The 26973-nt window shown below is 53.3% G+C and carries 20 protein-coding genes and 1 riboswitch; of the genes, 14 read left to right on the plus strand and 6 right to left on the minus strand.

Features of this window, described 5'->3' with window-relative positions; all coding sequences use genetic code 11:
• Nucleotides 1-69: 69 nt before the first annotated feature.
• Nucleotides 70-906 carry an AraC family transcriptional regulator gene (locus EO763_RS18875; protein WP_161529874.1) on the minus strand — a complete coding sequence of 279 codons (837 nt, stop codon included), beginning with the start codon at nt 904-906 and terminating at the stop codon, nt 70-72.
• 221 nt (nt 907-1127) lie between these two features.
• Complete coding sequence (locus EO763_RS18880) at nt 1128-2747, minus strand: methyl-accepting chemotaxis protein (protein ID WP_161529875.1); 1620 nt, start codon at nt 2745-2747, stop codon at nt 1128-1130.
• 686 nt (nt 2748-3433) lie between these two features.
• On the opposite strand from EO763_RS18880, the gene EO763_RS18885 reads away from it, so the two are divergent.
• Nucleotides 3434-3661 (plus strand): hypothetical protein, encoded by a 228-nt coding sequence (locus tag EO763_RS18885; RefSeq protein WP_161529876.1) that lies wholly within the window; start codon nt 3434-3436, stop codon nt 3659-3661.
• 28 nt (nt 3662-3689) lie between these two features.
• Nucleotides 3690-4250 (plus strand): helix-turn-helix transcriptional regulator, encoded by a 561-nt coding sequence (locus tag EO763_RS18890; RefSeq protein ID WP_103162246.1) that lies wholly within the window; start codon nt 3690-3692, stop codon nt 4248-4250.
• A gap of 145 nt (nt 4251-4395) precedes the next feature.
• Here EO763_RS18890 and sgrT read toward each other — a convergent pair whose 3' ends face one another.
• Nucleotides 4396-4560, minus strand: coding sequence for a glucose uptake inhibitor SgrT (gene sgrT, locus EO763_RS18895; RefSeq protein WP_039483441.1), 165 nt, complete (start codon nt 4558-4560; stop codon nt 4396-4398).
• 90 nt (nt 4561-4650) lie between these two features.
• On the opposite strand from sgrT, the gene sgrR reads away from it, so the two are divergent.
• The 4 genes from sgrR to thiQ all read left to right on the plus strand — a co-directional run bounded on the left by sgrR (nt 4651) and on the right by thiQ (nt 9787).
• The gene (sgrR, locus tag EO763_RS18900) at nt 4651-6309 is read left to right on the plus strand and encodes an HTH-type transcriptional regulator SgrR (protein ID WP_161529877.1); all 1659 of its coding nucleotides are present in this window, start codon (nt 4651-4653) and stop codon (nt 6307-6309) included.
• A 37-nt stretch (nt 6310-6346) separates the two neighbouring features.
• Nucleotides 6347-6443: riboswitch (TPP riboswitch) on the plus strand.
• A gap of 83 nt (nt 6444-6526) precedes the next feature.
• A complete protein-coding gene (thiB, locus tag EO763_RS18905) occupies nt 6527-7507 on the plus strand; it encodes a thiamine ABC transporter substrate binding subunit (protein ID WP_161530445.1) in 981 nt (326 codons plus the stop codon).
• The gene (gene thiP / locus EO763_RS18910) at nt 7483-9090 is read left to right on the plus strand and encodes a thiamine/thiamine pyrophosphate ABC transporter permease ThiP (protein WP_161529878.1); all 1608 of its coding nucleotides are present in this window, start codon (nt 7483-7485) and stop codon (nt 9088-9090) included. Before thiB ends, thiP begins: the two co-directional genes overlap by 25 nt.
• Nucleotides 9077-9787 carry a thiamine ABC transporter ATP-binding protein ThiQ gene (gene thiQ / locus EO763_RS18915; RefSeq protein WP_039490733.1) on the plus strand — a complete coding sequence of 237 codons (711 nt, stop codon included), beginning with the start codon at nt 9077-9079 and terminating at the stop codon, nt 9785-9787. The genes thiP and thiQ overlap by 14 nt, the downstream gene beginning before the upstream one ends.
• A 4-nt stretch (nt 9788-9791) precedes the next feature.
• Here the strand turns inward: thiQ and EO763_RS18920 are convergent, their stop codons facing one another.
• Nucleotides 9792-11414 (minus strand): family 43 glycosylhydrolase, encoded by a 1623-nt coding sequence (locus EO763_RS18920; protein ID WP_161529879.1) that lies wholly within the window; start codon nt 11412-11414, stop codon nt 9792-9794.
• Between the two features lie 407 nt (nt 11415-11821).
• Between EO763_RS18920 and EO763_RS23980 the strand changes: the two genes are divergently transcribed.
• The 3 genes from EO763_RS23980 (at nt 11822) to ilvN (ending at nt 14021) form a co-directional block, all read left to right on the plus strand.
• Complete coding sequence (locus tag EO763_RS23980) at nt 11822-11929, plus strand: ilvB operon leader peptide IvbL (RefSeq protein ID WP_015731251.1); 108 nt, start codon at nt 11822-11824, stop codon at nt 11927-11929.
• A gap of 110 nt (nt 11930-12039) precedes the next feature.
• Nucleotides 12040-13704 (plus strand): acetolactate synthase large subunit, encoded by a 1665-nt coding sequence (gene ilvB, locus EO763_RS18925; protein ID WP_161529880.1) that lies wholly within the window; start codon nt 12040-12042, stop codon nt 13702-13704.
• Between the two features lie 5 nt (nt 13705-13709).
• On the plus strand, nt 13710-14021 hold the full coding sequence (gene ilvN, locus EO763_RS18930) for an acetolactate synthase small subunit (RefSeq protein WP_161529881.1): 312 nt from the start codon (nt 13710-13712) through the stop codon (nt 14019-14021).
• A 35-nt stretch (nt 14022-14056) separates the two neighbouring features.
• Here ilvN and EO763_RS18935 read toward each other — a convergent pair whose 3' ends face one another.
• Nucleotides 14057-14827, minus strand: coding sequence for a DedA family protein (locus tag EO763_RS18935; protein ID WP_161529882.1), 771 nt, complete (start codon nt 14825-14827; stop codon nt 14057-14059).
• A 429-nt stretch (nt 14828-15256) separates the two neighbouring features.
• Between EO763_RS18935 and EO763_RS18940 the strand changes: the two genes are divergently transcribed.
• From EO763_RS18940 to rluA, 4 genes are all read left to right on the plus strand, one after another.
• Entirely contained in the window at nt 15257-16837 is a 1581-nt protein-coding gene (locus EO763_RS18940) for a sensor domain-containing diguanylate cyclase (protein WP_161529883.1), read from the plus strand.
• Nucleotides 16838-17145: 308 nt separating this feature from the next.
• On the plus strand, nt 17146-19512 hold the full coding sequence (locus tag EO763_RS18945) for a DNA polymerase II (protein ID WP_161529884.1): 2367 nt from the start codon (nt 17146-17148) through the stop codon (nt 19510-19512).
• A gap of 162 nt (nt 19513-19674) precedes the next feature.
• Complete coding sequence (gene rapA / locus EO763_RS18950) at nt 19675-22578, plus strand: RNA polymerase-associated protein RapA (RefSeq protein WP_039490727.1); 2904 nt, start codon at nt 19675-19677, stop codon at nt 22576-22578.
• A 168-nt stretch (nt 22579-22746) separates the two neighbouring features.
• Nucleotides 22747-23400 (plus strand): bifunctional tRNA pseudouridine(32) synthase/23S rRNA pseudouridine(746) synthase RluA, encoded by a 654-nt coding sequence (gene rluA, locus EO763_RS18955; protein WP_161529885.1) that lies wholly within the window; start codon nt 22747-22749, stop codon nt 23398-23400.
• An 82-nt stretch (nt 23401-23482) separates the two neighbouring features.
• On the opposite strand, the gene djlA is transcribed toward rluA, so the two are convergent.
• A complete protein-coding gene (gene djlA, locus EO763_RS18960; protein WP_161529886.1) occupies nt 23483-24358 on the minus strand; it encodes a co-chaperone DjlA in 876 nt (291 codons plus the stop codon).
• Nucleotides 24359-24543: 185 nt separating this feature from the next.
• Between djlA and lptD the strand changes: the two genes are divergently transcribed.
• Nucleotides 24544-26913 (plus strand): LPS assembly protein LptD, encoded by a 2370-nt coding sequence (gene lptD, locus EO763_RS18965; protein WP_161529887.1) that lies wholly within the window; start codon nt 24544-24546, stop codon nt 26911-26913.
• Nucleotides 26914-26973: the final 60 nt, after the last annotated feature.

The following is a 26973-nucleotide window of genomic DNA, read 5'->3' on the forward strand; positions in this document are numbered from 1 at the left end:
AATTTGCTGCACCGCAGAATAGGGGCCGAGTAACGCAACCAACGCACATGCAACTTGAAGTATGACGGGTTATGCGTTGCCTTTAGCAAACTCGCCCGGCGTCAATCCCAACGAGTTTTTGAAATGACGATGGAAATGGCTCTGGTCGGTAAAACCACACGACACGGAAACATCAAGGATAGCATCGCCTTTGCGCAATAATTCCTTAGCCTTGCGCAGGCGAGCCTGAATCAAGTAGGCGTGAGGCGTAATCCCCACCACCGCTTTAAACTGTCGCAAGAAGTGCCACACACTGAGTTCAGCCAGCGCGGCCAATTCAACGAGAGCCAGTTCTCTCTCGGGATAGCTGTCCATAAACGCTTTAACATTCAGTATATTTTGGGTCGCAACGGGTAGCATCTGTGGTGTCAGGCGCGTCTTGCTATAGCGCATCGTCAGCCAGGTTAATGACGACAACAGCAGCGTTTCTTTCAATAGCATATTGCCCGGCTGAGACAGCATAGTGAACGTCATGAGCAACTGATCCGCCAGTCCTGGATCGTGAACAACGGCGTCGGGAAACCACGGAATGGAATCCTTTGAGCGTTGAAGATCCTGATTAATCGAGCGAAAAAGATCGGGATGCGGATAAATGGCGCGATAGGCCCAACCCGTTTCTACCTCGGAACTCCCCGTGTGCACATCGTCCGCATTCACCAGAATAATGTCGCCTTTGGGGGCAACATGCTCTGCACCGGAACGATAAAAACGCTGAGCCCCCTGCTCAATCACGCTGATGCAATACGTATCATGCACATGGCGAGGAAAGCGCTGCTGATAGTACTGCGCCTGCAACATATCCAGACCCCCTAATGCTTCCAGATGCCTGAAATGTGTCTGCTCTTGCACTACCGGCTTTTTTTGCACGCATTAACCCTCTTATCATTTGTACAAAATTGCTCTGGCGGAAACGACATCTGCGTACTTCTTTATAGCCAGCAACAGCGTACCTGTTTCACTGATTCTATCAGAAGCGAATTCACATCCCCATGCTGGAAAAAACTGCGAAAAAAAGCCAGCGACGGAGCCGCTGGCCATTGATGATACATTCTTGTCTTTTTACGGCTCTTGGCTTTTTACCAACCGGTTTACATCAGATGAAACCGGGACACGCCAAGATTCAACCGTTCAGCCTGCTGCTCGAGCGAGGCGGCAGACGACGAAGCCTCTAGCACCAGCGTCGCATTTTGTTGCGTAACCCGATCCATTTCTGATATCGCTAACGACACCTGATTGATACCGCTGCTCTGTTCATCGGAAGCCAGCGCGATTTCATTCATAATGCGGGTAACGTTATTAATTTCAGCAACAATCTCGGCCATCGCTTTACCCGCTTCGGATGCCAGCGTCGTTCCCTCTGTCACTCTGGCTTCGGATTCTTTAATCAGTGCGGCAATTTCCGTTGCGGCGTTAGCCGAACGCTGTGCCAAATTACGTACTTCTCCTGCGACTACCGCAAAGCCTTTGCCCTGCTCGCCCGCTCTCGCTGCTTCAACCGCCGCATTCAGTGCCAGAATATTAGTCTGGAATGCAATCCCGTTAATGAGCGCGATAATTTCAGCAATTTTGTCTGAACTCTTGGCGATATCCGCCATAGACCCCACCACCTGTTCAACAATGCTGCCACCGTTTACCGCTTTGGCTGAGGTCTCCGTCGCCGCCTCGCTAGCATGGTGCGCATTATCGGTATTCTGCTTCACCGCAGCCGTGAGCTGCTCCATGCTGGCCGCTGTTTCCGCCAATGCCGCAGCCTGCTGTTCGGTTCGTGCAGACAAATCCGTATTACCGACGGCAATTTTCGTCGAACTGCTGTGAATCGACTCCGCACTGTCGCGTACCGAGCCAACCGTTTCGGAGAGCGAATCCTGCATTTGCTGGATGTTATTCCCCAAAATACCGATTTCATTCCGCCCGACATCTACACTCGCGCGCGTTAAATCTCCATGCGCGATTGCCTGTATGCGCGACACCCAATACTGCACTGGGTTAATAATGACCCGACGAATTAATAAAAACGTCATGCCAGTTAACACGATGGCCAGAATAAAGGCACCCGTCATGAGCGTATAACCCAGAGTGGAATTCCTTTCAGCCGTCACATTAATATTTTTCGCCATCTCAACCCGATAAAGATAAGACGCCTTCAACGGCACATCATACTCATCGTCCAATTTAGACAGGGCCGTCGACTCAAACGCATTGAGTTCTTCAACATTGCCCTTCTTCGCTATGTCAAACATGGGTTTGATACCGCGTTCGACATAATCGCTATAGCGCGCTTTTAATTCATTATCGCGGGCGAGTTCAACATCAGAGCGAACCGACCTATTCTGATACGCATTAAACATTTGCTGAGACATCGACAGACGTTCTTCTGCCGCTTTCATACTCGCATTGTAGTTATCTGTAAGGCCATTACGTAAGTGATTCACAGCATGTAGCAAATTCATACGCGCCGCACGCATATGATTAGCACTATCAACGAGCTCCATTCGAACATTCAATTCCAGCGTCGAACTATTTAACGACTGTTCAGCCTGCTTAAGAAAATAGGACGATGTGGAAACTGCCAAGGCAAAAAGTAGTAAAACACCAGAAAAAACAACGATAAAAAGGGGTGTCAGTTTGATGTTATGCACGCCGGGTGCAGCGTGCCAAGGTTCTGGTTTTTCGTAAATCGCTATTGACTGATAAGGAACATCGCTCATTTTTACATCCGTCGAGTTATTCAAGAAATTGCTGTGAAGTAAATTGCAGGTAAGCAAGAAAAAATAAAATACCGCCACATGTTACATAACATTTAAAGGTTGTGACAATGTGCGTTAAACACAAGATAAAAAACAGTGGGCTATAAAAAATAATTTTATTCATAGGACCGCCATCACAAAAAAATCGCCTATAATTTCAACGAAAATAGTTTCCCTAAAAAACAATTTAGAATGAAAACCATTACACTAAATTAGTGAATTATTTTAGTCATCATTCTTACATTAATATTAATTATAAGAGAAAAATAGATTAACGGAGTCATTCTTTTTTATTGAAAATAAACAGGCTTTAACATTCAACATTACTGATTGATTTATTATTTCGCCATTCTGAATATAAAAACATCACGCTACGACACGCTCAGGTTAACGTTCACCTATGCCCTCGTGCTTCGGCACGTTGTCGCCCGTCTAAAACCGATGGAGTAACCCGCCGTAAGCATGCCCGACGTCTTTCTCTGCGAGCATGCCTCCTCTCCAGTCTTCTTCGATTTGCTTTTGCGAAGCCGCGCGCAAGCCACTCACGCCATTTAATCGCCAGCGAAATAAGCAGGTATATTTCATTCTCGACTAGCGTTCATGTTGACAGCCGTCAACACATGAATTTACCATGACCCTATATCGCGATGAAAAAACACCCAAACAAGCATATTCAGGCAGCCATTGAATACGCATTAGCGCAGGGCTGGCGTTTTTATCCCAGCAACGGGCATGCATTTGGCAGGCTTATCTGCGGCGCGCCGGACCACAGTACCCATATGATGAGTATTTGGTCCACGCCATCAGTCTCGGAAAATCACGCAAAGCAAATCCGCCGCAACGTCGATAGCTGTCAGGCAATACTGAAACAATAGAAGACACATACGGCTTACCGAGGAATTTATGACAACGTATCACTTTTCTCTCACGCTAGTGGGCGTTTCCGCAGACACCGCAGGGCTGGAAGATGCACTTTTTGCCAGCGGCTGCGACGACGCTCTGATCTGCTTTTATGGCAGCGCCGTCTATCTCGAATTTGATCGCGAAAGCCCGCGTTTTTCTACCGCGGTCATCAGCGCTATTCATGATATCGAATCCGCAGGCATCCAGGCCAGAGTCCACTCCGTCGATGCAGCCTGGGTTGGGATCAGTGACATCGCAGCACTATCCGCGCTGTCGCGTCAGGCGATTGCTCTTCTCAAAGACGGAAAACGTGGTGCAGGTGATTTCCCCTCTCCGGTCCAGCGCTTACGCGGTACATCACCGCTGTGGGAATGGAGCGATGTTGCCGATTGGCTAGCCAAACAAAAAAAAATACCACAAGAATTAGCCGACAATGCTCAGGAGCTTGCCACGATTAATCTGGCCTTGCAGATACGTAATGCCCGTCAGCAGGACGAATTAGCACGTTATTGTGCATTGCTCAGCGAAGGTATGCCATTACGTGAACAAATCATCACGTAAACAACGCCGCTGAGACCTACCTACCATGCAAACCACCCGCAGCAGCCAAAGCGAGCAGCAGGTAAACGCCATAAAAAAAGCCAGCGAAAAAACTCGCTGGCTGGTGAAACGTCACCATTACTCAGAATACGTTTCCTTGCACCACCTAAAGCCAATGGCGGTACTCATCGTCGGACATGTCTTTCAGGTGCCACTGCGTCGCCTGCTGCAATAATGCAATGCGCTGTTGGGTAGACATCCACCGCAACCACTTCGCTTTACAGGTCGATAAGTAGGCTCGATAGAACTGGGACAAACGGGAAATTGCCATGAGCCACCTCCTCTCTTTCCTTGTTAGAAAGTATCGACGTAATATAGGGAAAGATAAATTGATGACTTTAGTGCAGGGAGTTCCTCTTTTATGTCTTCTCCTCGATTGCAGCAACAGTTCATCCGCCTGTGGCAACATTTTCAGGGACAAACCACCGACACCACACTGCAAGAGCTGACCGGTGTGTTGAATTGCTCACGCCGCCATATCCGTTCGCTGCTGAACGCGATGCAGCAGGAAGGCTGGCTCATCTGGCAAGCCGAAGCTGGAAGAGGAAAGCGCTCGCAGCTCTCCTTTGTTTATACCGGATTGGCGCTACAGCAACAGCGTGCCGAAGATTTGCTGGAACAGGATCGCATTGAACAACTGGTGCAGTTGGTGGGTGACAAGGAGGCGGTGCGCCAGATGCTACTTGCCCACCTTGGGCGGAGCTTCCGGCAGGGGAAGCACATTCTGCGCATCCTCTATTACCGTCCTTTACGCAATTTACTGCCCGGCTCGGCGCTACGGCGTTCAGAGATGCACATTGCCCGGCAAATCTTCAGCGGACTCACCAATATAAATGAGGAAAATGGGGAAATTGAACCCGATTTGGCTCACCATTGGCAGATGATCTCTCCCCTGCATTGGCGCTTTTATCTGCGCCCGGCTATCCGCTTTCATCATGGGCGCGAGCTCACAATGGATGACATCACCACATCACTCTCTCGCCTTATTCCGCTTCCACTCTTTTCTCATCTTGAAGCCGTAACGTCGCCGATGCCATTCGTGATCGATATCCAGCTAAACAGCCCGGATAACTGGCTACCGTGGCTATTAGGCAGCGTGCACGCCATGATTTTGCCGCAAGAGTGGAAAACGCTACCGGATTTTGCCCAACACCCGATTGGCACCGGCCCTTACGCCGTGGTGCGTAATAACAGCAATCAACTGAAGATCCGCGCCTTCGATGATTATTTTGGCTATCGGGCGTTGATTGATGAGGTCAATATCTGGGTCCTGCCGGACGAACCGGAGGAAATGCCGGTATCGATCCAACTCCAGTCTGACAATTCTCGTCACGAACAGTTAGAAAGCCGGATGGAAGAAGGCGGCTATTTCCTGCTGTTCGACAAGCGTTCGCCGTTAGCATCACGACCGGAAGCTCAGCAGTGGCTCAGACAGGTATTTAACCCGATTTCGCTACTCAACCACGCCAATACCAGCAATCAGCGTGACTGGTCACCGGCCTACAGCCTGCTGCCGCGCTGGCACCATCACCATCCCGATGTGCCGCAATCCCTTCCGAAAGGGCTGACGGAGGTCACACTCACGTTCTATCAGGCACACCCTGAATACCGGATATTAAGCGAGATTATGCGCACGCTACTGGCGCAGCACGGCGTCACGTTGCATATCCAGACGGTCAGCTACGAAGACTGGTATCAAGGCAATGCCGAGAGCGATATCTGGTTTAGCAGCGTGAATTGTTATTTACCGCTCGAATTCTCCCTGTTCGCGATGCTCTACGAACTCCCACTGGTGCAGCACTGTCTGGATGACGATCTGCATGCGGACGCGCAGCAGTGGCGCAGTCACTCGCTGCCGATGGCGGAATGGTGTGAAAAACTGATCGATAGCGGCCAACTGTATCCGCTGTTGCACCACTGGCTGCAACTTCAAGGGCAGCGCAGTATGCGCGGCGTCAGGATGAATATGTTGGGCTGGTTTGATTTTAAATCCGCCTGGTTTGCACCGCCGGAACGCTGAGAGCCTTTCGCTGCCCGACTTAACCCTTTACAATGTGCCGTTCTCAACGGGGTGCGGAAAATTTTTCGCTGAGAAGATACCCGTCGAACCTGATCCGGTTAATACCGGCGAAGGGATTTGAGAGTGTGGCTTATTGCTGCCTCAAAGTCCTTTGCCACCCTATGATTCTCAGGAGTGCAAAGTGTTAAATCAATTACTACACCGTTCAGCCACCGCGCTGAAAATCAGCCTGCCTTGCCTGTTACTGCTCTCGGCTTCGGCCTTCGCCAAGCCTACGCTTACCGTTTATACCTACGATTCATTCGCTTCCGAATGGGGTCCGGGCCCTGTCATCAAGACCGCATTTGAAAAAGAGTGCGAGTGCGAACTGAATTTCGTCGCACTGGAAGACGGTGCCTCGCTGCTGAACCGTCTGCGTATGGAAGGCAAAAACAGCAAAGCGGACATCATTCTGGGACTGGACAACAACCTGTTGCAGGCCGCAGAACAAACCGGCCTGTTTGCGCCACACGGTCAGGACACCCGTGCCGTCACGGTGCCGGGCGGCTGGAGCAATAAGACGTTCGTTCCTTACGACTACGGCTACTTTGCGTTTGTGTATAACAAAGACACGCTGAAAAACCCGCCGAAAAGCCTGCATGAGCTGGTGGACAGCAATGCACCGTGGAAAGTGATCTATCAGGATCCGCGCACCAGCACACCGGGACTGGGCTTACTGCTGTGGATGCAGAAAGTGTACGGCAACGATGCGCCACAAGCCTGGCAGAAGCTGGCGAAGAAAACCGTTACCGTAACCAAAGGCTGGAGTGAAGCCTACGGTCTGTTCCTGAAAGGGGAAGCGGATCTGGTGCTGAGCTACACCACGTCACCGGCCTATCACATCATTGAAGAAAAGAAAGACAACTACGCGGCGGCCACCTTTAGCGAAGGGCACTATCTGCAAATTGAAATCGCCGGGCAGTTGGCTTCCAGCAAAAATCCCGAACTGGCAAAACGCTTTATGCAGTTCATCCTGAGCCCAACCTTCCAGCAGGCTATCCCTACCACAAACTGGATGTATCCAGCGGTTAAAACCGACCTGCCTGCGGGCTTCGCGGCGCTCGCGGTTCCTGAGAAAGCCATGCAGTTCAGCGCACAGGACGTTGCCGACCAAAGGACGCAGTGGATTCAGGCATGGCAACGCGCCGTCAGCCACTGATCGGCGGACGTCTGTGGCCGGGGCTACTGGCCACAACGCTGTTAATTTCCGTTGCCACTCTGGCTTTCGGCGCGCTATGGCTACAGGCGCCCGAAAGCCAGTGGCGCACGCTATGGCATGACAGCTATCTCTGGCATGTCATTCGGTTTACCTTCTGGCAGGCCTTTCTCTCTGCGCTGTTTTCTACCGTTCCGGCGATCTTCCTTGCCAGAGCGCTGTATCGACGGCGCTTTCCCGGCCATCGCTGGCTGCTACGATTGTGCGCAATGACGCTGGTGCTGCCGGTGCTGGTCGCTGTTTTTGGCCTGCTCAGCGTTTATGGTCGGCAAGGCTGGCTGGCCTCTGTGCTGGGCTGGTTTGACCTGAAATACACGTTTTCGCCCTATGGGTTGCAGGGCATCCTGCTGGCGCACGTCTTCTTCAATCTGCCGCTGGCAACCCGATTGCTGTTGCAGTCGTTAGAAGGCATCGCCACCGAGCAACGTCAGTTGGCGGCGAATCTGGGTATGAACAGCTGGCAGCATTTCCGCCTGCTGGAATGGCCCGCCCTGCGCCGACAGATTTTACCCACTGGCGCACTGATTTTTATGCTCTGCTTCGCCAGCTTTGCTACGGTGCTGTCGCTGGGCGGTGGCCCGCAGGCGACCACAATTGAACTGGCTATCTATCAGGCATTAAGCTTTGATTACGATCCGGGGCGCGCGGCACTGCTGGCGTTAATTCAGATGGTTTGCTGTCTCGGCTTGGTGCTGCTGAGCCAGCGGCTGGGACGGATTCTACCCGTCGGCAGCACACAACAGCTTGCCTGGCGCAATCCGCAGGATAGCGCCTTAAGCCGCGTCACCGACGGCCTGCTGATTGGTGCGCTGTTGCTGCTGGTCGTCCCCCCTTTACTGGCCGTGGTGGTGGATGGCGTAAACCGATCGCTGGTTACCGTGCTGCAACAGCCTGTGCTCTGGCAAACGCTGTTTACCTCGCTGCGCATTGCCTTAGGCGCGGGACTCCTGTGTCTGGTGCTAACCATGATGCTGCTCTGGAGCAGCCGCGAGCTAAAATTACGTCAGAAACCACTGTACGGGCAGTTGATGAACCTGAGCGGTATGCTCATCCTCGCCATGCCGGGCATTGTGCTGGCAACCGGCTTTTTCCTGCTGCTGAATAACAGCATCGGGCTACCGCAATCCCCTTACGCACTGGTGGTGTTCACCAACGCGCTGATGGCAATTCCGTACGCGATCAAAGTACTGGAAAACCCAATGCTGGACGTTGCCGAACGCTACAACCGACTCTGCACGTCGCTGGATATTCGCGGCTGGCAGCGACTGAGACTGATCGAACTCGCCGCGCTGAAACAACCGCTGGCGCAGGCGTTGGCTTTTGCCTGCGTGCTGTCGATTGGTGATTTTGGTGTCATTGCACTGTTCGGTAATGAGCAATTCCGCACGCTGCCATTCTATCTGTACCAGCAAATTGGTTCCTATCGCAGCGCCGACGGCGCAGTCACGGCGCTGCTCTTAATGCTGCTGTGCTTTATGTTATTTACCCTGATTGAAAAACTGGCAGGCCGTCATGATCGCGCTTGAGAAATTGACCTACTTCTATCAACACTTGCCCATGCGCTTTGATTTTCACGTCAAGCTGGGAGAGCGCATCGCTATCCTCGGCCCCAGCGGCGCAGGGAAAAGTACGCTGCTGAATCTGGTTGCGGGCTTCCTGATGGCAGACAGCGGGGAATTACGACTTAACGGCGAATCTCACCGCGAGACGCCTCCCGCTAAACGACCGGTTTCGATTCTGTTTCAGGAAAATAACCTGTTTCCTCATCTGACAATCGGGCAAAACATCGCGCTGGGGCTACACCCCGGCCTGCGGCTTAATGCAGAACAGCGCGAGACGCTACGGCAGATCGCCGATCGGGTCGGTCTGGTGGATCTTCTGGATCGTCTGCCCTCGCAGGTTTCTGGCGGACAGCGCCAGCGCGCGGCATTGGCACGCTGTCTGGTGCGCCACCAGCCGATTCTGCTATTGGATGAACCGTTCTCGGCACTCGATCCCGCGCTGCGTCAGGAGATGCTCGATCTGGTTGAAAGCGTGTGTCAGGAGCGCCAATTCACGCTGTTGATGGTGTCCCACAATCTGGATGATGCCATGCGGATCGCAAAACGTACGGTGCTGATCGTGGACGGGCAGATTTATTATGATGGGCCGACTCAGGCGCTACAAGATGGCAGCGCCGAAGCGGCCGCCATCCTGGGAATTTCACGTCCGTCTTCGAATTGAGAAATTAAGGCAAAGCCTGATAGCGCAAGTTACTGAACGTGACGTCGCCCTCGCCTGAAGCATACAGGGCAGGCCGCAAACTGAGGAAATCATACGCGACGTTGTGATGGTAGCCGGACACTTCCATCTGCACCGGATATTTCTTCCACGGTTCCTGATCCGAGGTGCGGGTGTAGAACGTCACAATGTGGCGATCGTTTTTCATCAGAATCTGCACCTCATTGCCCGTAATATGCGGCAGTTTCTTCTCCGCCCTTTCCAGCCCGTAGCGGTGCATTACGGTGCCGTCCTGATTAAACGACAGCCCGACGTATAGCTTCGCGTTATAGAACAGCAGCAACCCTGCCTGTGCGCCGGGGGCAAAATTCGCCGTGACTTCAATTTGGTAAGCCTGATCGCCAGGGATCATCGTCAGCGGCGCGCTGTTCTTCGGCGACGTGCCTTTTGCCTTCAGGTGCAGCTTGCCATCGCTAAGCGTGACCCGCTTCAGTTCCTCCGCATTGGCACGGTAAAAATGCCAGCGAGCCGGAAATTTCTCGTCGGTAAAGCTATCAGACCAACCGATGCCATGAGGCACTGCCTCGCCGCCTTCCGGTTTGCGAATCGGTTTGCCGGTATCGAATCCAGCGGATGTAAACCAGCCATCATCACCCCAGACGATCGGCTCCAGCATCGCCTGCCGCCCCAATGTCATAAAGCCGTTTTCATAACCGTGATACACCATGTACCAGTTTTTATCCGGCCCTTCGATCAGCGTCGCATGGCCGCGCGACCACCATTTCTCTGAACGATCCTGCGTGCGGATAATCGGGTTATGCGGCGAGTTTTCCCACGGTCCGTTGATCGATTTGGAGCGTGCTGCAATCACCATGTGTCCGGTCGGAGGCCCAGCCGTTCCACCTTCCGCCAGCACCATGTAGAAGTAATCACCGTGGCGCAGCATCTTCGGCCCTTCCTGCGAGAAGCTTTCCACATCCCACTCTTCCGGGTACTGCCATCCCTGATAGACCACCGCCATTTCACCGACCGTCGACAGCCCGTCGTCCGTTAATTGCACGCGGTTGCCGCCAGACATAAAGATGTAACGCTTACCGTCCTCCCCTACCACATGGCCGGGATCGCTGGCCGGATTTTTCAAGCCGGTATCTTTCGGTGGCGTCCACGGGCCATGAATGTCATCAGCGGTAATCACATACAGCGTTTTCTTTTTCGTCCCTTTGGCGTCGATGATCCGGTTCGTGGTGAAGTAGATATAGTATTTCTCGTTGTGCTTCACCAAATCCGGCGCCCAGATGGCATCAACGGGCGTCGTGATCGCAGGGCCAAGCGGTTCCCAATTCACTAAATCACGCGAGTGCCAAATCAGCAGTCCGGGGATGTCGTCAAATGACGAGAACGTCATGTAATAGTCATCCCTATCCTTGATAATCGTGGGGTCAGGATGATCGCCCGCAATAATCGGATTGAGATAACAGCCATTGCCCAAATCCGCCTGACGCTGCTGTTCAATACCCCGCATCCATTCGTTAGCAGGGCCAGCCTGACAGGCTATCGCCTGGCCAATACCCATTGCCATCAGTAAGATACCGCTCAATACGCCTTTTCCTAGCACTCGGGACACGCCCATTTGTCACCACCCACTATCCCAATGATTATTTTATAATTTATAACATTGAAACCCCGTTCCAATTGTGAAAACAGTCACGCTTCTCTCGGTTATATGGCGAAAAATCAGGCGGTGATCGTGCGGTGAAATACCAATATATACCCTAAATAATTCGAGTTTCAGGAAGGCGGCAAGTGAGGGAATCCCGATGAGCTTACTCAAGTAAGTGATTCGGGTGACTGAGCGCAGCCAACGCACATGCAACTCGAAGTATGACGGGTATACTGTGACCAATTCGACATATTCAGTTTTTATCCCTTGTGGGTATTGTGTCTTTTTGTACTGCTGTGCTTATATGGATTGACGATTGATTACTCATTCGAACACAACACTCGACCATAAATAACTCGAACATCAATAGGATTCCCGTGACGCACTATTCTTCTTCCACTTCAGCACTACTAAGCACCGCGCATGTTGACGCGGTCGTCGTCGTGCGCGTGGTCGTCGTGGTCGTGGTCGGCAGCGCGCCGTAACGGGTTCCGAATCGAAGATTCTCAAACCCCGCCGGCGCAAGCCGAGCGGGGTTTCTTATTTATACCCTCCCCGCTCCGACACCGCACCGGCCCTGATGAAGGATGTAAACATGCGTTATACAGGCGCTCAGTTAATTGTTCGGCTGCTTGAACAGCAGGGCATCACCACCGTAGCGGGTATCCCCGGCGGCGCGGCCCTGCCGTTATATGATGCTCTGGGTCAAAGTAAAACGATCCGCCACGTTCTGGCTCGCCATGAGCAAGGCGCGGGATTTATGGCACAAGGTATGGCACGTGCTAGCGGACGCGCCGCAGTTTGTATGGCTTCCAGCGGTCCAGGGGCGACCAACCTGCTCACCGCCATCGCTGATGCCAAACTGGATTCGATCCCGTTGGTATGTATCACCGGCCAGGTGCCTTCCAGCATGATCGGTACCGATGCGTTTCAGGAAGTCGACACCTACGGCATTTCTATTCCCGTCACCAAACATAACTATCTGGTTCGCGACATCAACGAACTGCCGCGCGTGATTCCAGAAGCCTTTCGCATCGCGCAGTCGGGTCGTCCCGGTCCGGTGTGGATCGATATTCCAAAAGATATCCAGAATGCGACCATTGAGCTGAGCGAACTGCCAGACGTCTTTCCTCTCGATACGCCGCCCGCTATCCCTCAGCAGGAAATCGAGCGTGCTGCGGCCATGATTAATGCGGCTCAGCGTCCGGTGCTCTATCTCGGCGGCGGGATTATTAGCGGCGTCGCGCACGAACAGGCAGTTCAGCTGGCGGAACGTTCCAACCTGCCAACCACCATGACGTTGATGGCGCTGGGTACGATGCCTGTCGATCACCCTCTGTCGCTCGGGATGCTGGGTATGCACGCCGCACGATCAACCAATCTGCTCTTACAGCAGGCAGATTTGTTAATTGTGCTGGGGGCGCGTTTTGACGATCGCGCGATTGGTAAGGCAGAACAGTTTTGCCCGAATGCCAGCATCATTCACATCGATATCGATCCGGCCGAACTGGGTAAGATCCGCCAGCCACACGTGGCGATCAATGCAGATGTCGCGCAAGCACTGGATCAGTTGCTGCCACATATTGCGCCGCAGCAGCGTGACGTATGGCGTGCCACCGTCCGCGGGCTGCAACAGGAATTTCCGTTCAGTATGCCCGGCGCTGACGATCCATTAAGCCATTATGGTTTGGTGCAGGCCACGGCACAGGCGCTGACGGATGATGCCATCATCACGACCGATGTCGGTCAGCATCAGATGTGGGTCGCGCAGTCATATCCGCTGCGTCGTCCACGCCAATGGCTGACATCCGGCGGGTTTGGGACGATGGGCTTTGGCCTGCCTGCGGCGATTGGCGCGGCGCTGGCTGAACCCGATCGCACCGTGGTGTGTTTTTCTGGTGATGGCAGCCTGATGATGAATATTCAGGAAATGGCGACCACGGCAGAAGAAGGACTTAACGTAAAAATCGTCCTGATGAACAACCAGTCACTCGGTCTGGTTCACCAGCAACAGGATATGTTTTTCCAGAAGCGCATCTTCGCGGCCGATTACCGCTACAGCGCGAATTTCCTCGCGATTGCCGCAGGCTTCGGCTTTGCAACTTGCGATCTGAACGCTGCCGCCGATCCACAGGCCGCGCTGCAAGAGATGCTCAACCAACCAGGTCCTGCGCTGATCCACGTACTTATTGACGCCAATGAAAAAGTGTTACCCATCGTGCCACCGGGCGCCGCGAACATCGATATGATCGGAGATTAATGACTATGTCAATTCAACTAACTTCGCCAACGCAATCAACGTCAAGTCAGGTCACGCTGGAACTCTCGGTGCGCAACCACCCCGGCGTCATGTCACACGTTTGTGGCCTGTTTGCCCGTCGCGCATTTAACGTGGAAGGCATTCTGTGTATGCCGCTGGCAAATGGCGAGGAAAGCCGGATCTGGCTACTGGTCAAAGATGACCAGCGGCTACAGCAAATGATCAGTCAGGTGGAAAAACTGGAGGACGTCCTTCAGGTACGCCGTCACGGTGAAGAAATGCGTATTTTCGAGCAGGTCGCCGAGTTCTACTGCTAAATGGCTTGGCCGGGTCTTTCCCGGCCTGCCCAACCTTACCCGTTTAACACCTGCCATAGCAGATGGCGGTAAACTGGCATCAGCGGGTGCTGAATCAGTACGACCGACAAGGCAACCGCCGCCACAGACATCACGGGCGCGACCCAGCGCAAGCGTCTGAGCGGCATCTTTCTGCTAAACCAGTCATGATGTTTACGCTTATCACTGCGCCACCAGCGCCAGTTTAGCCAGCCTGCGCCCCACACCATGATGGCAGTAATCAGCAGCAGCCACTTAAACCCTGCGCTGTTCGTCCCCGCGGGAATATCAATCGCAACGCCAGCCAGAATACCGGGTAAGAAATAGGCCGGCGGCCACAGCAGGCAGCCGATGATATTCGGCACGGCAAATTTATAAGGCGGTAACCCCAGCATCCCCGCCACCATCGGGATGAGCGGACGGGTCGGGCCGACGAAACGCCCGATCAGTATCGTCGGCATCGGATGCTGATACAGGGCATATTCGGTTTTACTCAGCAACGCCTGATGCTTTTTCAGGAAAGACCAGTTATGCAGCGGTGCCTTAAAACGCATGCCAATAAAATAGGAAATCCAGTCCCCTAGCAGGCAACCGATAATCCCTGCCCCCCACGCCGGGTAAAGCCCCATTTGTCCACTGCCGATCAGTGCCCCCAGCGTTGCCATCATCACCGTTCCCGGCAGTAGCAACCCCACCAAAGCCAGAGATTCCAGAAAGGCAACCAGCATGACGGCGATCAGTGAATACGCGAGTGATTGAGTAACCAGATGATCCAGCCACGCTTCCATAAAACCTACCCGTACGTTATAAAAACAAGGATTGTCTGGATCATAGCAGAAGCCGTCAACTCCTGATTTCACCCCATCATTCGGCTGTGGCTACGGTAAAACCCCAACACACCGGATTAACGCGCGATGTCGTCTCTCAGGCGACAGCCCCCTCGGCGGACAGCACGAAACCCAGCAATATCCTACTGAAAATATGTAGCATGATTTATCTATCTAACGTTGAGGCGTGCTTAGCCTTCAGACGGTGAAAGCTTGTGCGTTTTGATAAATATCAACTATTCTTATTATAAGGACACTCGCAATATCATTTTCTAATTCAAGTCTTTAGTACCACTTCAGTAATGCAGTTTTCTGGTCAATTCTTTTGCACCGACGGGCATCTACACTTATGATAGCGGTCATTTTTTGCCACCGTGCCACACTGCCACTATGTTTTTTAAACTACTCAACCATTTCGGATTACGACGTCTTATCCTACTCTTGGCAGTGGCGAGCGCCTTGGTAACACTGGCAAACAGTTTTTATGCCAGCTATCGCGTTCAGCGAGAGCTTCTGATTGATAACACCCTTGAAGCCAACCGTGTTTACGCCACCAAGCTTGCGGCGATGACCCATTCTTTCTTTAAAGAATCCCAGCAGCAGTTAGCCTATAGCGCCAATATCGTCTCTACCCAGATGGATGATAAGGCCAGTCTGTTTAAAGAAGCCGACCGCCTGCGGCTACAGACCAGCAATTTCAACTCTGTCGTCATTGCAGATGAAAAAGGTACTGTCCGAGCCACGTCACCGGATACGTTCCAATTAATCGGGAGAAGCCTGACAACAGAAGGCGCTCTCGAAGCCCTGAAAGAAAAGCAGCCTCTTATCAGCCAGCCCTATGTCTCTGCCGCCAATAACTTCATCGTGCTGATATCTTCGCCGATCTTCACACGGGATGGCCGCTACAAAGGGTTTATCGGTGGATCCATCTATCTTAAGCAGCCCAGCGTTCTTAATACGCTCTTAGACAAACACTATTACCGCGACGGTTCTTATATTTACGTCACCGATAAGAACAAAAAAATGTTGTATCACCGTGACATGGAACGTATTGGCAAAACAGAGACCAATAATCTGAAGATCGGCGCACAGCACGAAGATAATGGTAGCCAGCACATGGTGAACTATCTGGGTGAAGCCATGCTGGCAGGCTACGCCATCGAAGCCACCTCACAGTGGCAGATTGTGGCGCTCCGCCCGATGGACATCACGCTGAAGCCTCTCGATAGTCTGATGCTGAACGTTCTACGTCACACGCTTCCGCTCGCACTGTTGACGATCTTCTGCGTCTGGCTGCTTGCCCGGCTCATCGCCCAGCCGCTATGGCTATTGGCACGCAGTGCCAATAAGATGGATGCGACGGACGTCTCCGATGACATCAGAAATATCCACTCCTGGTATTTCGAAGCCTCGCAGCTCAAACAGGCCATGCTGTTGGGTATCGATTTACTCCAGCGCAAAATTGGTAAGTTGCGTTCTGAGGCACACTCAGACCCGATGACCGAACTGCTCAATCGCCGTGGATTGGATAGCGTGCTACGCTACTGGCAGATGGGGCAGAAAAGCTTTGCGGTCATCGCGCTGGATATCGATCGCTTCAAGCGCATCAATGACACCTACGGTCACGATGTCGGCGACAATGTCATTCGCTATCTCTCACAGCTTATTCGCACCAGCTCACGCGATGCTGACATACTGTGCCGCAGCGGCGGTGAAGAATTTTTGATCCTACTGCCGGAAACCAGCCTCGACGTCGCACTCAACATTGCCGAGCGGCTACGGCAGCGCATGCAGGAATCGACCATTCCTGTCGTGGGCAATATCACCATCTCATTAGGCGTTGCCCTGTGGGAACCGGACGTCAGCGATATGCCAATCGAGCGTACCTTCAAGCTGGCCGATGAGGCTCTGTACCAAGCCAAACAGGAAGGCCGCAACCGCGTGGTCTCGGCCTCCAGCGGAGAGCAGTAATCCAATCCCCCTTCTTTATATACCCTAAATAATTCGAGTTGCGTGAAGGCGGCAACTGCGCGACAAATCGGTTCCAGACCGATTTGAACAGCGCTAGCGCTGGCCCGCAGGGTGGGCCTCATTTATGAGGCTCATTAATCCCCAGGAGCTTACTCAAGTAAGTGACTGGGGTGAGCAAGGGCAGCCAACGCGCAAGCAGCTTGAAGGATGACGGGTATACGGGTGATGTTGCTGGACATTACCTGTATAAATAACCATACTTATCCCTACCATCCTTCCTTATCCCACTTGCTATAAAAGGCCGCTTAGTGACTCAGGTTCGTCAGGGGTTTCTACTGACCCGCCACTGGAACGACACACCAGCCGGCACGCAGGTTGAATTCTGGCTGGCCACCGATGAGGGCCCGCTGCTCGCACGCCTGCCGGTACAGGAGGCCGTTGCCTTTATTCCTGCACAGCAGGAAGCCCGCGCAAGAACGCTTTTACAGCAGGAAAAACGCTGGCAGTTAAAACCGCTCGCCATGCAGGATTTCCATCATCAGCCGCTGCTGGGGCTGTATTGCCCGCAATACCGACAGCTGCTGCGGCTGGAGAAATTGCTGCGTGAGGGAGGCGTTCAGGTCTACGAAGCGGATATTCGCCCGACAGAACGCTTTCTGATGGAGCGCTTTATCACCGCGCCCGTGTGGTTTAGCGGTAACCCAACGTCAGGTAGCCTGCTGACGGAAGCCCGCATGAAACCGAATCCCGATTACCGTCCGACGCTCAAACTGGTGTCGCTGGATATCGAGACCACCCGCCACGGCGAGCTTTACTGCATCGGACTTGAAGGCTGCGGACAGCGTCAGGTTTACATGCTCGGCCCGCCGAACGGCACGCCTGCCGAGCACGAAGATTTTAATCTTGAGTACGTCGCCAGCCGTCCGCTGCTGTTGGAAAAGCTGAATACCTGGATGCAGCAGCACGATCCCGATGCCATCATCGGCTGGAATCTGGTGCAGTTTGACCTGCGCGTCTTGCAGAAACATGCCGAGCGCTACAACATTCCGCTCAAGCTGGGGCGTAATGGACAGGCGTTAGAATGGCGGGAGCACGGTTTTAAACAGGGGCATTTTTTTGCCAGCGCCACCGGCCGTTTGATTATTGACGGCATTGAAGCGCTCAAATCCGCAACGTGGAATTTTGCCTCGTTTAGTCTGGAATTTGTCGCACAGTCGCTGCTAGGGGAAGGCAAAGCTATCGACACGCCCTATCAGCGAATGGATGAAATCGACCGCCGCTTTGCCGAAGATAAGCCCGCACTCGCTCGCTATAACCTGCAAGACTGCGAACTGGTCACGCGTATTTTCGACAAAACCGAGCTGCTGCCTTTTTTGCTAGAGCGCGCTAGCGTCACCGGACTGGCGGCCGATCGCAACGGGGGTTCCGTCGCAGCATTTTACCACCTCTATTTACCGCGCATGCATCGTATGGGCTACGTTGCCCCGAATCTCGGTGACGTCGCGCTTGAGGCCAGCCCCGGCGGATTTGTGATGGATTCACGTCCCGGACTGTATGATTCGGTACTCGTGCTGGACTACAAGAGCCTCTACCCTTCTATCATCCGCACGTTCCTGATCGACCCGGTAGGGCTGGCGGTGGGAACGCAGAACCCTGACGCTCAGCACGCCGTCCCCGGCTTTCGTGAGGCGTGGTTCTCCCGCGAACAGCACTGCCTGCCAGCGATTGTCGAGCAAATTTGGCAAGGGCGTGAGGCGGCGAAGCGCACCAACAATAAACCACTGTCGCAGGCGCTCAAGATCATCATGAATGCCTTTTATGGCGTGCTGGGTGCGACAGGCTGCCGCTTCTTCGATCCACGTCTCGCCTCCTCCATCACCCTACGCGGCCATGAAATCATGCGCAAAACGCGCGAACTGATCGAAGAACAGGGCTATCAGGTGATTTATGGCGATACCGACTCCACCTTTGTCTGGTTGAAGCACGCGCATAGCGAAGAAGAAGCAGCAAAGATTGGCAAAACGCTGGTGCAACACGTTAACCAATGGTGGACACAGCACCTGCAAGACACCCAGCAGTTGACCAGTGCGTTGGAACTGGAATTTGAAACGCATTTTCGCCGCTTCCTGATGCCAACGATTCGCGGCGCGGAACAAGGCAGTAAAAAACGCTACGCCGGCCTGATCGACACGCCACAAGGCGAAAAAATGGTGTTCAAAGGGCTGGAAACCGTGCGTACCGACTGGACACCACTGGCGCAGCAGTTTCAACAGCAGCTCTATCTGCTGATTTTTCAGCAACAGCCCTATCAGGACTGGCTGCGGGATTATGTCGATCGTACCCTGAACGGTGATTTTGACGATCTGCTGATCTACCGTAAACGGCTACGCCGTCGGCTCGATGATTACCAACGCAACGTGCCGCCCCACGCCAGAGCCGCTAAAATCGCCGATGATTATAACCGCCAGCAAGGACGGCCACTGCAATACCAAAACGGCGGCTGGATCAGCTATGTGATGACCGTCAACGGCCCTGAACCGCTGGAAACCCGCCATTCACCGCTGGATTACCAGCATTATGTAGAACGCCAGCTTCAGCCCGTCGCGGATGCTATTCTGCCTTTCCTGCACGATGATTTTACTACGCTGGTAACAGGTCAGATGGGCCTGTTTTAAATGAAAGGGGTTAATTCGCGATACAGCAAGTTTGAGAGGTGACGAATGCACCGTCATCCATTACCATAACGCCCTTTCTGAATTTGCATCAGCTGCATTATCAGCACCCGATAATGTAATCAGACATTCCTCCGACACAGACGAACATCGAGCTAAAAATTTATGCCTTTTACACTTGGTCAGCGCTGGATCAGCGATACGGAAAGCGAACTTGGACTGGGAACGGTTGTTGCCGTCGATACGCGTATGATTACGCTGCTTTTTCCTGCCAGCGGTGAAAACCGACTTTATTCCCGCAGCGACGCCCCCATCACCCGCGTGATGTTCAATCCCGGCGACACCGTCACCAGCCATGAAGGCTGGCAGCTCAAAGTTGATGACGTGCGAGAAGAAAAAGGGTTGCTGGTGTATTGCGGCCAACGCCTGGACGATGAAACGTCGGCGGAACTGCGTGAAGTCTTTCTGGACAGCAAACTGACGTTCAACAAACCGCAAGATCGCCTGTTCGCCGGGCAGATCGATCGTATGGATCGCTTTGCCCTGCGCTATCGTGCCCGCAAGCATCAGAACGAGCAGGCGCTACAACAATGGGGCGGATTGCGCGGCATGCGCGCCAGCCTTATTCCCCATCAGCTTCATATCGCTCACGAAGTCGGCCAACGCCACGCGCCACGCGTTTTGCTAGCGGACGAAGTCGGTCTGGGAAAAACCATTGAAGCAGGGATGATCATCCACCAGCAGTTGCTGTCGGGTCGTGCCAGCCGCGTGCTCATTGTCGTGCCGGAAACCCTGCAACACCAGTGGCTGGTCGAAATGCTGCGCCGCTTTAACCTGCTGTTTTCCCTGTTTGACGACGAGCGCTATGCCGAAGCCAAGCTGGATAGCAGCAATCCATTTGAAACCGAACAACTGGTGATCTGCTCACTGGGATTTGTTCAACGCAGCGCCCAGCGCTTTTCGCAGCTCGTCAACGCCGACTGGGATCTGCTGGTGGTGGATGAAGCCCACCATCTGGTCTGGAGCGAAGAAAGTCCGAGCCCGGAATATCAAGCCATTGAAACGCTGGCACGCGCCACGCCAGCCGTTCTGCTGTTAACCGCGACACCGGAACAGCTTGGCCAGCAGAGCCACTTTGCGCGCTTACGCCTGCTCGATCCCAACCGTTTCCACGACTATCAGGAATTCGTTGCCGAACAGCAACAGTACCGCCCGGTCGCCGATGCTGTCACGCTGCTGTTAGCCGGCGAAAAAGCCCAAACGGCTGAACTGAATGCGCTGAGCGACCTGCTGGGTGAACAGGATATCGAGCCGCTGCTGAAAGCCATCAACAGCGACAGTGACGACAATCAGAAAGCGCGTCAGGAACTGATCACCATGCTGATGGATCGCCATGGCACCAGCCGTGTGCTGTTCCGTAACACGCGTCAGGGTGTTAAAGGCTTCCCGCAGCGTGTCCTGCATCAAATCCGCCTGCCGCTGCCAGCACAGTACCAAACGGCGATTAAAGTGTCCGGCATTATGAACGCGAATAAGACACTGGAAGTCCGCGCCCGCGACATGCTGTATCCGGAACAAATTTATCAACAGCTCGAAGGGGACGATGCCACCTGGTGGAACTTCGATCCGCGCGTGGAATGGTTACTTAACTACCTGACCGCACACCGTGATGAAAAAGTGCTGGTGATCTGTGCACAGGCAGCCACCGCGCTACAGCTGGAGCAAGTGCTGCGCACGCGTGAAGCGATCCGCGCCGCCGTCTTCCATGAAGGGCTGTCGATTCTTGAACGTGACCGCGCCGCCGCCTATTTTGCTTCCGAAGAAGAAGGCGCACAGGTGCTGATCTGTTCAGAGATCGGTTCCGAAGGCCGTAACTTCCAGTTTGCCAGCCATTTAGTGATGTTCGATCTGCCGTTCAACCCCGATCTGCTGGAACAGCGTATTGGTCGTCTGGACCGTATCGGGCAGGCAAAAGAAATTCAGATTCTGGTGCCGTATCTGGAAAGCACCGCGCAGGCGTTGCTGGTACGCTGGTATCACGAAGGATTGGATGCGTTTGAGCACACCTGTCCGACAGGTCGCACCATCTATGATGCGCACCACGCGCAGCTAATCGAGCGGCTGACGACGGTCGGCGAACAGCAGGGGCTGGATGAATTTATCCATACGTGCCGTCAACAGCACGACAACCTGAAGCAACAGCTTGAGCAAGGCCGCGATCGCCTGCTGGAAATGCATTCTAACGGTGGTGAACAGGCTCAACAGTTGGCGCAGGCCATTGCCGAACAGGATAATGACGTCAATCTGGTGACGTTCGCCCTGAACCTGTTTGATATTGTTGGCATCAATCAGGAAGATCGCAGCGACAACCTGATCATCCTGACGCCATCCGATCATATGCTGGTGCCAGACTTCCCGGGCTTGCCGCAAGACGGCTGTACGATCACCTTCGATCGCGATCAAGCGCTCTCCCGCGAAGACGCACAGTTTATCAGTTGGGAACACCCGCTCATCCGTAACGGACTCGATCTGGTGCTGTCCGGCGATACTGGAAGCTGTGCCGTGTCGCTGCTGAAAAATAAAGCGCTGCCGGTCGGCACATTGCTGGCTGAGCTGGTTTACGTTGTGGAAGCGCAAGCACCGAAGCACCTGCAACTGACCCGCTTCCTGCCACCTACGCCAGTTCGCCTGCTGATGGACCGTAAAGGTACCAATCTGGCGGCACAGGTTGAGTTTGAGAGCTTCAACCGTCAGCTCAACGCGGTAAACCGTCATACGTCCAGCAAGCTGGTGAATGCGGTACAGCCCGATGTTCACGCCATGCTGCAACAGGCGGAAGCGCTAGTCGAAACGCAGGCACGCCAGCTCATCACCGAGGCTCAGGAGCAAGCTGACCTGCAATTGCGCCGCGAACTGGAACGTCTGGAAGCGCTAAAAGCCGTCAACCCCAACATTCGTGAAGATGAACTGACCGCACTGGAAAACCAGCGCGAACAGGTACTCAGCAACCTGCACGAAGCCAACTGGCGTCTGGATGCTATTCGTCTGGTTGTGGTGACACACCAGTAAGCATTGCTGACTGCGGTATAAGCATCGCGCTATACCGCAGCCATGATGATATGTTGTTTGCAAAATCGAGATACACGGGCCTACCACGGGGCGAGGTCTCCCTGCGGGAACCTCATCCCCGTGTTCTCCCTAATATCACACATTATACGTTGCCTGAAAGGTGCTCCGATGGAACCCTATAATCCGCCAACCGATCCCTGGCTACACGTTCTGTATCAGGATCAGCACATCATGGTGGTAAATAAACCCAGCGGTCTGCTGTCGGTTCCCGGCCGTGCGCCAGAACACAAAGATAGTGTCATGAGCCGCGTTCAGGCTGACTACCCGACAGCCGAATCTGTCCATCGTCTGGATATGGCGACCAGCGGTGTGATTGCCGTTGCACTCACGAAAGCCGCCGAACGCGAATTAAAGCGTCAGTTTCGCGAGCGCGAGCCCAAGAAATCCTACCTTGCCCGCGTCTGGGGACATATGGCGCAGGATGAGGGCGTCATCGATCTGCCACTGATCTGTGACTGGCCTAATCGCCCGAAACAGAAAGTCTGTTTTGAAACAGGAAAAGCAGCACAGACAGAGTATCAGGTACTTTCGCGTGATGCTGACGGTACAACGCGCGTCAAACTGATGCCGATTACTGGTCGTTCCCATCAACTGCGTGTTCACCTGCTCGCGCTAGGTCACCCCATTCTCGGCGATGGCTTTTATGCGCATCCCAATGCCAAAGCACTCGCACCCCGCCTGTTACTGCACGCACAAGAACTGGCTATCACGCACCCGGCTTTCAATACCCCGATGCACTTTCGTTGCGAAGCGGATTTCTGACGCAAACGCGCTGACGGTATTTTCAAATCGGGTTTGGTGGAGCAGTAAAACGGGGAAGTAATAAGAAGAGGAAAGATGCGGATTATTTTGTCTGATTCGCGCTTTTCAACAGTTCATAGGCGGCCTGAATATCCTGCGCTTTGCGCTTGGCCATCTCCATCATCCTCGGCGAAAGCTTCTTGGCGACCAGCTTATCGGGATGATGCTCGCTCATGAGTTTGCGGTAGGCGCGCTTAATCGTCACGGCGTCATCGCTGCTGCGCACGCCCAGCGTACGACAGGCACTTTCGACCGTAGGCCCTCGCGGCGGTGAGGTCGGACGTTGACCACCATAAGAGTGCCCGTTAGAGTAGCCCCCGCTAGAATGGCCGTTACTGCGTCGCTGATGCGATTTACCGTTCTGGCGTGACTGCTGCCCCGTGGTACTTTCCATATTGCGCAGAAAAAATTCAAACTGCTCGCGCGTCACGCCCAGCTCATCGGCAATTACATACAACACGCGCCGTTCGTTCGGATGCAGAACGCCATCAACAAACGCGACCTGAAGCTGAATTTCCAGAAACATCTTAATTAAATCAAAACGTCCCAGACAGGCATCGCGCAGTTTGCGTAATTTTATTCGCAGAGGGAAATGGGTGGTTTTTCCTTCACGGAAAGCCCGTTGAGCGGCCGTTCTGGCCTCACCAAACAGCTCAAGGCGATCCATCATTTTGGTCGCGATCTTGATATCGGCTTCCGTCACCCGGCCTTTGGATTTGGTCAGGTGTCCCATGGCCTGAAAGGTCGTGAGAAAGAACAATGACTGACGGGTAGACTGAGCGGAGAAATAATCACGGCGACGCGATGCCCGGGCTTTGTCAATCCAATGCCCCATCAGTAAGCCCATGATCATTCCCCAGATGCCAGCGCTTGAGACGATTCCCAGCGCCAACCCCAGCAACTTTCCCCAATACCGCATATACTCCTCAAATCCTCATGCCGTCAGCCAAAAATTGCTTTATCATACCTGTCATTTATCTTTGCACCTAACGGCGGTGCGTATAGGCGGTGGGGATTTAACACTGGCGCAACGCTAACGAGTGATATAGTCTCTGACCGTTTGCCAGCATGATGCCCCTGATGACGGAACACCTGATACCACGTATGAAAAAAAGTTTCCCAACTCTGCTGGCCACTCTGGTTTGGTCGGCGCTTTACAGTCAGCACGCGCTGGCCGATCTCGCTGAACAGTGCATGCTGGGTGTACCTACGTACAACAGACCACTGGTAACAGGCGATCCTAATCAGTTGCCGGTCAATATTCAGGCCGACAAAACCGAAGCCAACTATCCCGACAACGCCAAATTCATTGGCAATGTTAACATCCAGCAGGGCAACAGCGTCATGACCGCCGAGCAGGTGGAACTGAACCAGTTGGATCCGGCAACGCAGGGTAGCACGCCAACGCGTACCATTACTGCGACGGGAAATGTCCACTACGACGACAATCAGGTTATCCTGAAAGGCCCTAAAGCCTGGGCCAACCTGAACACCAAAGATACCGACGTCTATGAAGGCGACTATCAGATGGTGGGCCGTCAAGGGCGTGGTTCCGCCGACAAAATGAAAATGCGTGACAGCAATCGCTACACCATTCTGGAAAACGGCTCCTTCACTTCCTGTCTGCCGGGAGATAATAGCTGGAGTGTCGTCGGTTCGGAAGTGATTCAAGACAGAGAAGAGCAGGTTGCTGAAATCTGGAACGCGCGTTTCAAGATTGCTGGCGTACCTGTGTTCTATAGCCCGTATTTACAGCTTCCTATCGGCGATAAACGACGCTCTGGCTTTCTGATCCCCAATGCGAAATATGGTAGCAGCAATGGCTTCGAACTGCTGACGCCCTATTACTGGAATATCGCCCCTAATTTTGACGCCACGATCACCCCGCATCTGCAAACTAAACGTGGTATGCAGTGGCAGAACGAATTCCGCTACCTGACCACACCGGGCCTTGGTGTCATTCAGTTCGACTGGCTGCCCAGCGACAATGAATACGCCAAAATCTCCCCGCAAGATAGTAACGACACCCGCTGGCTGTTCCACTGGGGTCACAGCGGCGTGATGGATCAGGTGTGGCGTTTTAACGCGGACTACACAAAAGTCAGCGACGACCGCTACTTTACCGATCTGGATTCGCATTACGGTTCGACCACCGATGGCTACGTCACCCAAAAGCTCAGTGCAGGCTATGCGAACCAAAACTGGGACACCACGCTGTCCAGCAGACGGTTCCAGGTCTTTTCCAATGCGACTAGCCGTGATGTCTACCGTGCAGAACCACAGCTCGATATCAATTATTACCAGAATGATATCGGCCCGGTTGATATGCACCTTTATGGTCAGGCGGTAAAATTTACCAACGTCAACGACAATCGGCCGGAAGCCACTCGTCTGCACGTTGAACCAACGCTGAATCTCCCACTAGCTAATCGCTGGGCCAGCCTGAATACCGAAGCCAAGCTATTAGCGACGCATTACCAACAGGATAATCTGGATCGTTACCGTGCTTCCTCAACTCCAAACATTGACCAAGGTACAAAAGATGCACTGAAAGACTCGGTTAACCGAGTCATGCCGCAATATAAAGTCGATGGCAAAATGGTCTTTGAACGCGAAATGGACTGGTCGCAGGCCTATACCCAAACGCTGGAACCTCGTGCGCAGTACCTGTATGTGCCTTATCGCGACCAGAGCAGCATCCATACCTATGACTCTACGCTGATGCAGACCGACTATTCCGGTCTGTTCCGCGATCGCAGTTATAGCGGCCTGGATCGCATCGCGTCCGCGAATCAGCTTGTGACCGGTATCACCACACGTATTTATGATGATGCATTGGTTGAACGTTTTAACGCTTCTATTGGTCAAATCTATTACTTCGATCGTCCACGTACCGGCGACCGTAATACGTCACTCGATAAAAATGATAACAACGGCAGCCAAGTGTGGGCCGGCGATTCATTCCTGAAAATTGATGACAGGTGGGGAGTTCGCGGGGGTCTGCAATATGACAACCGTCTGAACGAAGTTGCGCTGGGCGATGCCGTGTTAGAATACCGTCGCGATGCGGAACGTCTGGTGCAGTTGAACTATCGTTACGCGAGCCCAGAGTATATTAAGGATATGATCCCTAATGTAACGAACCCTGGCTTCCAACAGGGTATATCGCAGGTCGGTATCACCGCGAGCTGGCCGATCGTCGAACGTTGGGCAGTGGTTGGGGCTTATTATTACGACACCAAGGCTAATCAGCCGGCAAACCATCTGATTGGTTTACAGTACAATACCTGTTGTTGGGCCGTGAGCGTCGGTTATGAACGTAAAATTACCGACTGGAACAGCGCCAGCCGCAGCAGCGAATACGACAACAAAGTGTCGTTTAATATCGAATTACGTGGTTTAAGCAGCAATTACAGTCTGGGTTCCGAAAAAATGCTGCGTTCAGGTATTTTGCCTTACCAGCGCGCATTCTGATGTTATCCAGAGTGCTTAGCCGATAAGGGCAAACAGACTGTCTCACTGAAATGTTGGAAC

The organism is Pectobacterium odoriferum (genome assembly GCF_009931295.1).
GTDB lineage: Bacteria > Pseudomonadota > Gammaproteobacteria > Enterobacterales > Enterobacteriaceae > Pectobacterium > Pectobacterium odoriferum.

What these genes read in the sequence shown, in the direction of transcription:
- EO763_RS18880 (WP_161529875.1), bottom strand. Translation starts at nt 2,747, where the DNA reads ATGAGCGATGTTCCTTATCAGTCAATAGCGATTTACGAAAAACCAGAA.
- EO763_RS18885 (WP_161529876.1), top strand. Translation starts at nt 3,434, where the DNA reads ATGAAAAAACACCCAAACAAGCATATTCAGGCAGCCATTGAATACGCA.
- EO763_RS18890 (WP_103162246.1), top strand. Translation starts at nt 3,690, where the DNA reads ATGACAACGTATCACTTTTCTCTCACGCTAGTGGGCGTTTCCGCAGAC.
- sgrT (WP_039483441.1), bottom strand. Translation starts at nt 4,560, where the DNA reads ATGGCAATTTCCCGTTTGTCCCAGTTCTATCGAGCCTACTTATCGACC.
- sgrR (WP_161529877.1), top strand. Translation starts at nt 4,651, where the DNA reads ATGTCTTCTCCTCGATTGCAGCAACAGTTCATCCGCCTGTGGCAACAT.
- thiP (WP_161529878.1), top strand. Translation starts at nt 7,483, where the DNA reads ATGGCAACGCGCCGTCAGCCACTGATCGGCGGACGTCTGTGGCCGGGG.
- thiQ (WP_039490733.1), top strand. Translation starts at nt 9,077, where the DNA reads ATGATCGCGCTTGAGAAATTGACCTACTTCTATCAACACTTGCCCATG.
- EO763_RS18920 (WP_161529879.1), bottom strand. Translation starts at nt 11,414, where the DNA reads ATGGGCGTGTCCCGAGTGCTAGGAAAAGGCGTATTGAGCGGTATCTTA.
- ilvB (WP_161529880.1), top strand. Translation starts at nt 12,040, where the DNA reads ATGCGTTATACAGGCGCTCAGTTAATTGTTCGGCTGCTTGAACAGCAG.
- ilvN (WP_161529881.1), top strand. Translation starts at nt 13,710, where the DNA reads ATGTCAATTCAACTAACTTCGCCAACGCAATCAACGTCAAGTCAGGTC.
- EO763_RS18935 (WP_161529882.1), bottom strand. Translation starts at nt 14,827, where the DNA reads ATGGAAGCGTGGCTGGATCATCTGGTTACTCAATCACTCGCGTATTCA.
- EO763_RS18940 (WP_161529883.1), top strand. Translation starts at nt 15,257, where the DNA reads ATGTTTTTTAAACTACTCAACCATTTCGGATTACGACGTCTTATCCTA.
- rapA (WP_039490727.1), top strand. Translation starts at nt 19,675, where the DNA reads ATGCCTTTTACACTTGGTCAGCGCTGGATCAGCGATACGGAAAGCGAA.
- rluA (WP_161529885.1), top strand. Translation starts at nt 22,747, where the DNA reads ATGGAACCCTATAATCCGCCAACCGATCCCTGGCTACACGTTCTGTAT.
- djlA (WP_161529886.1), bottom strand. Translation starts at nt 24,358, where the DNA reads ATGCGGTATTGGGGAAAGTTGCTGGGGTTGGCGCTGGGAATCGTCTCA.
- lptD (WP_161529887.1), top strand. Translation starts at nt 24,544, where the DNA reads ATGAAAAAAAGTTTCCCAACTCTGCTGGCCACTCTGGTTTGGTCGGCG.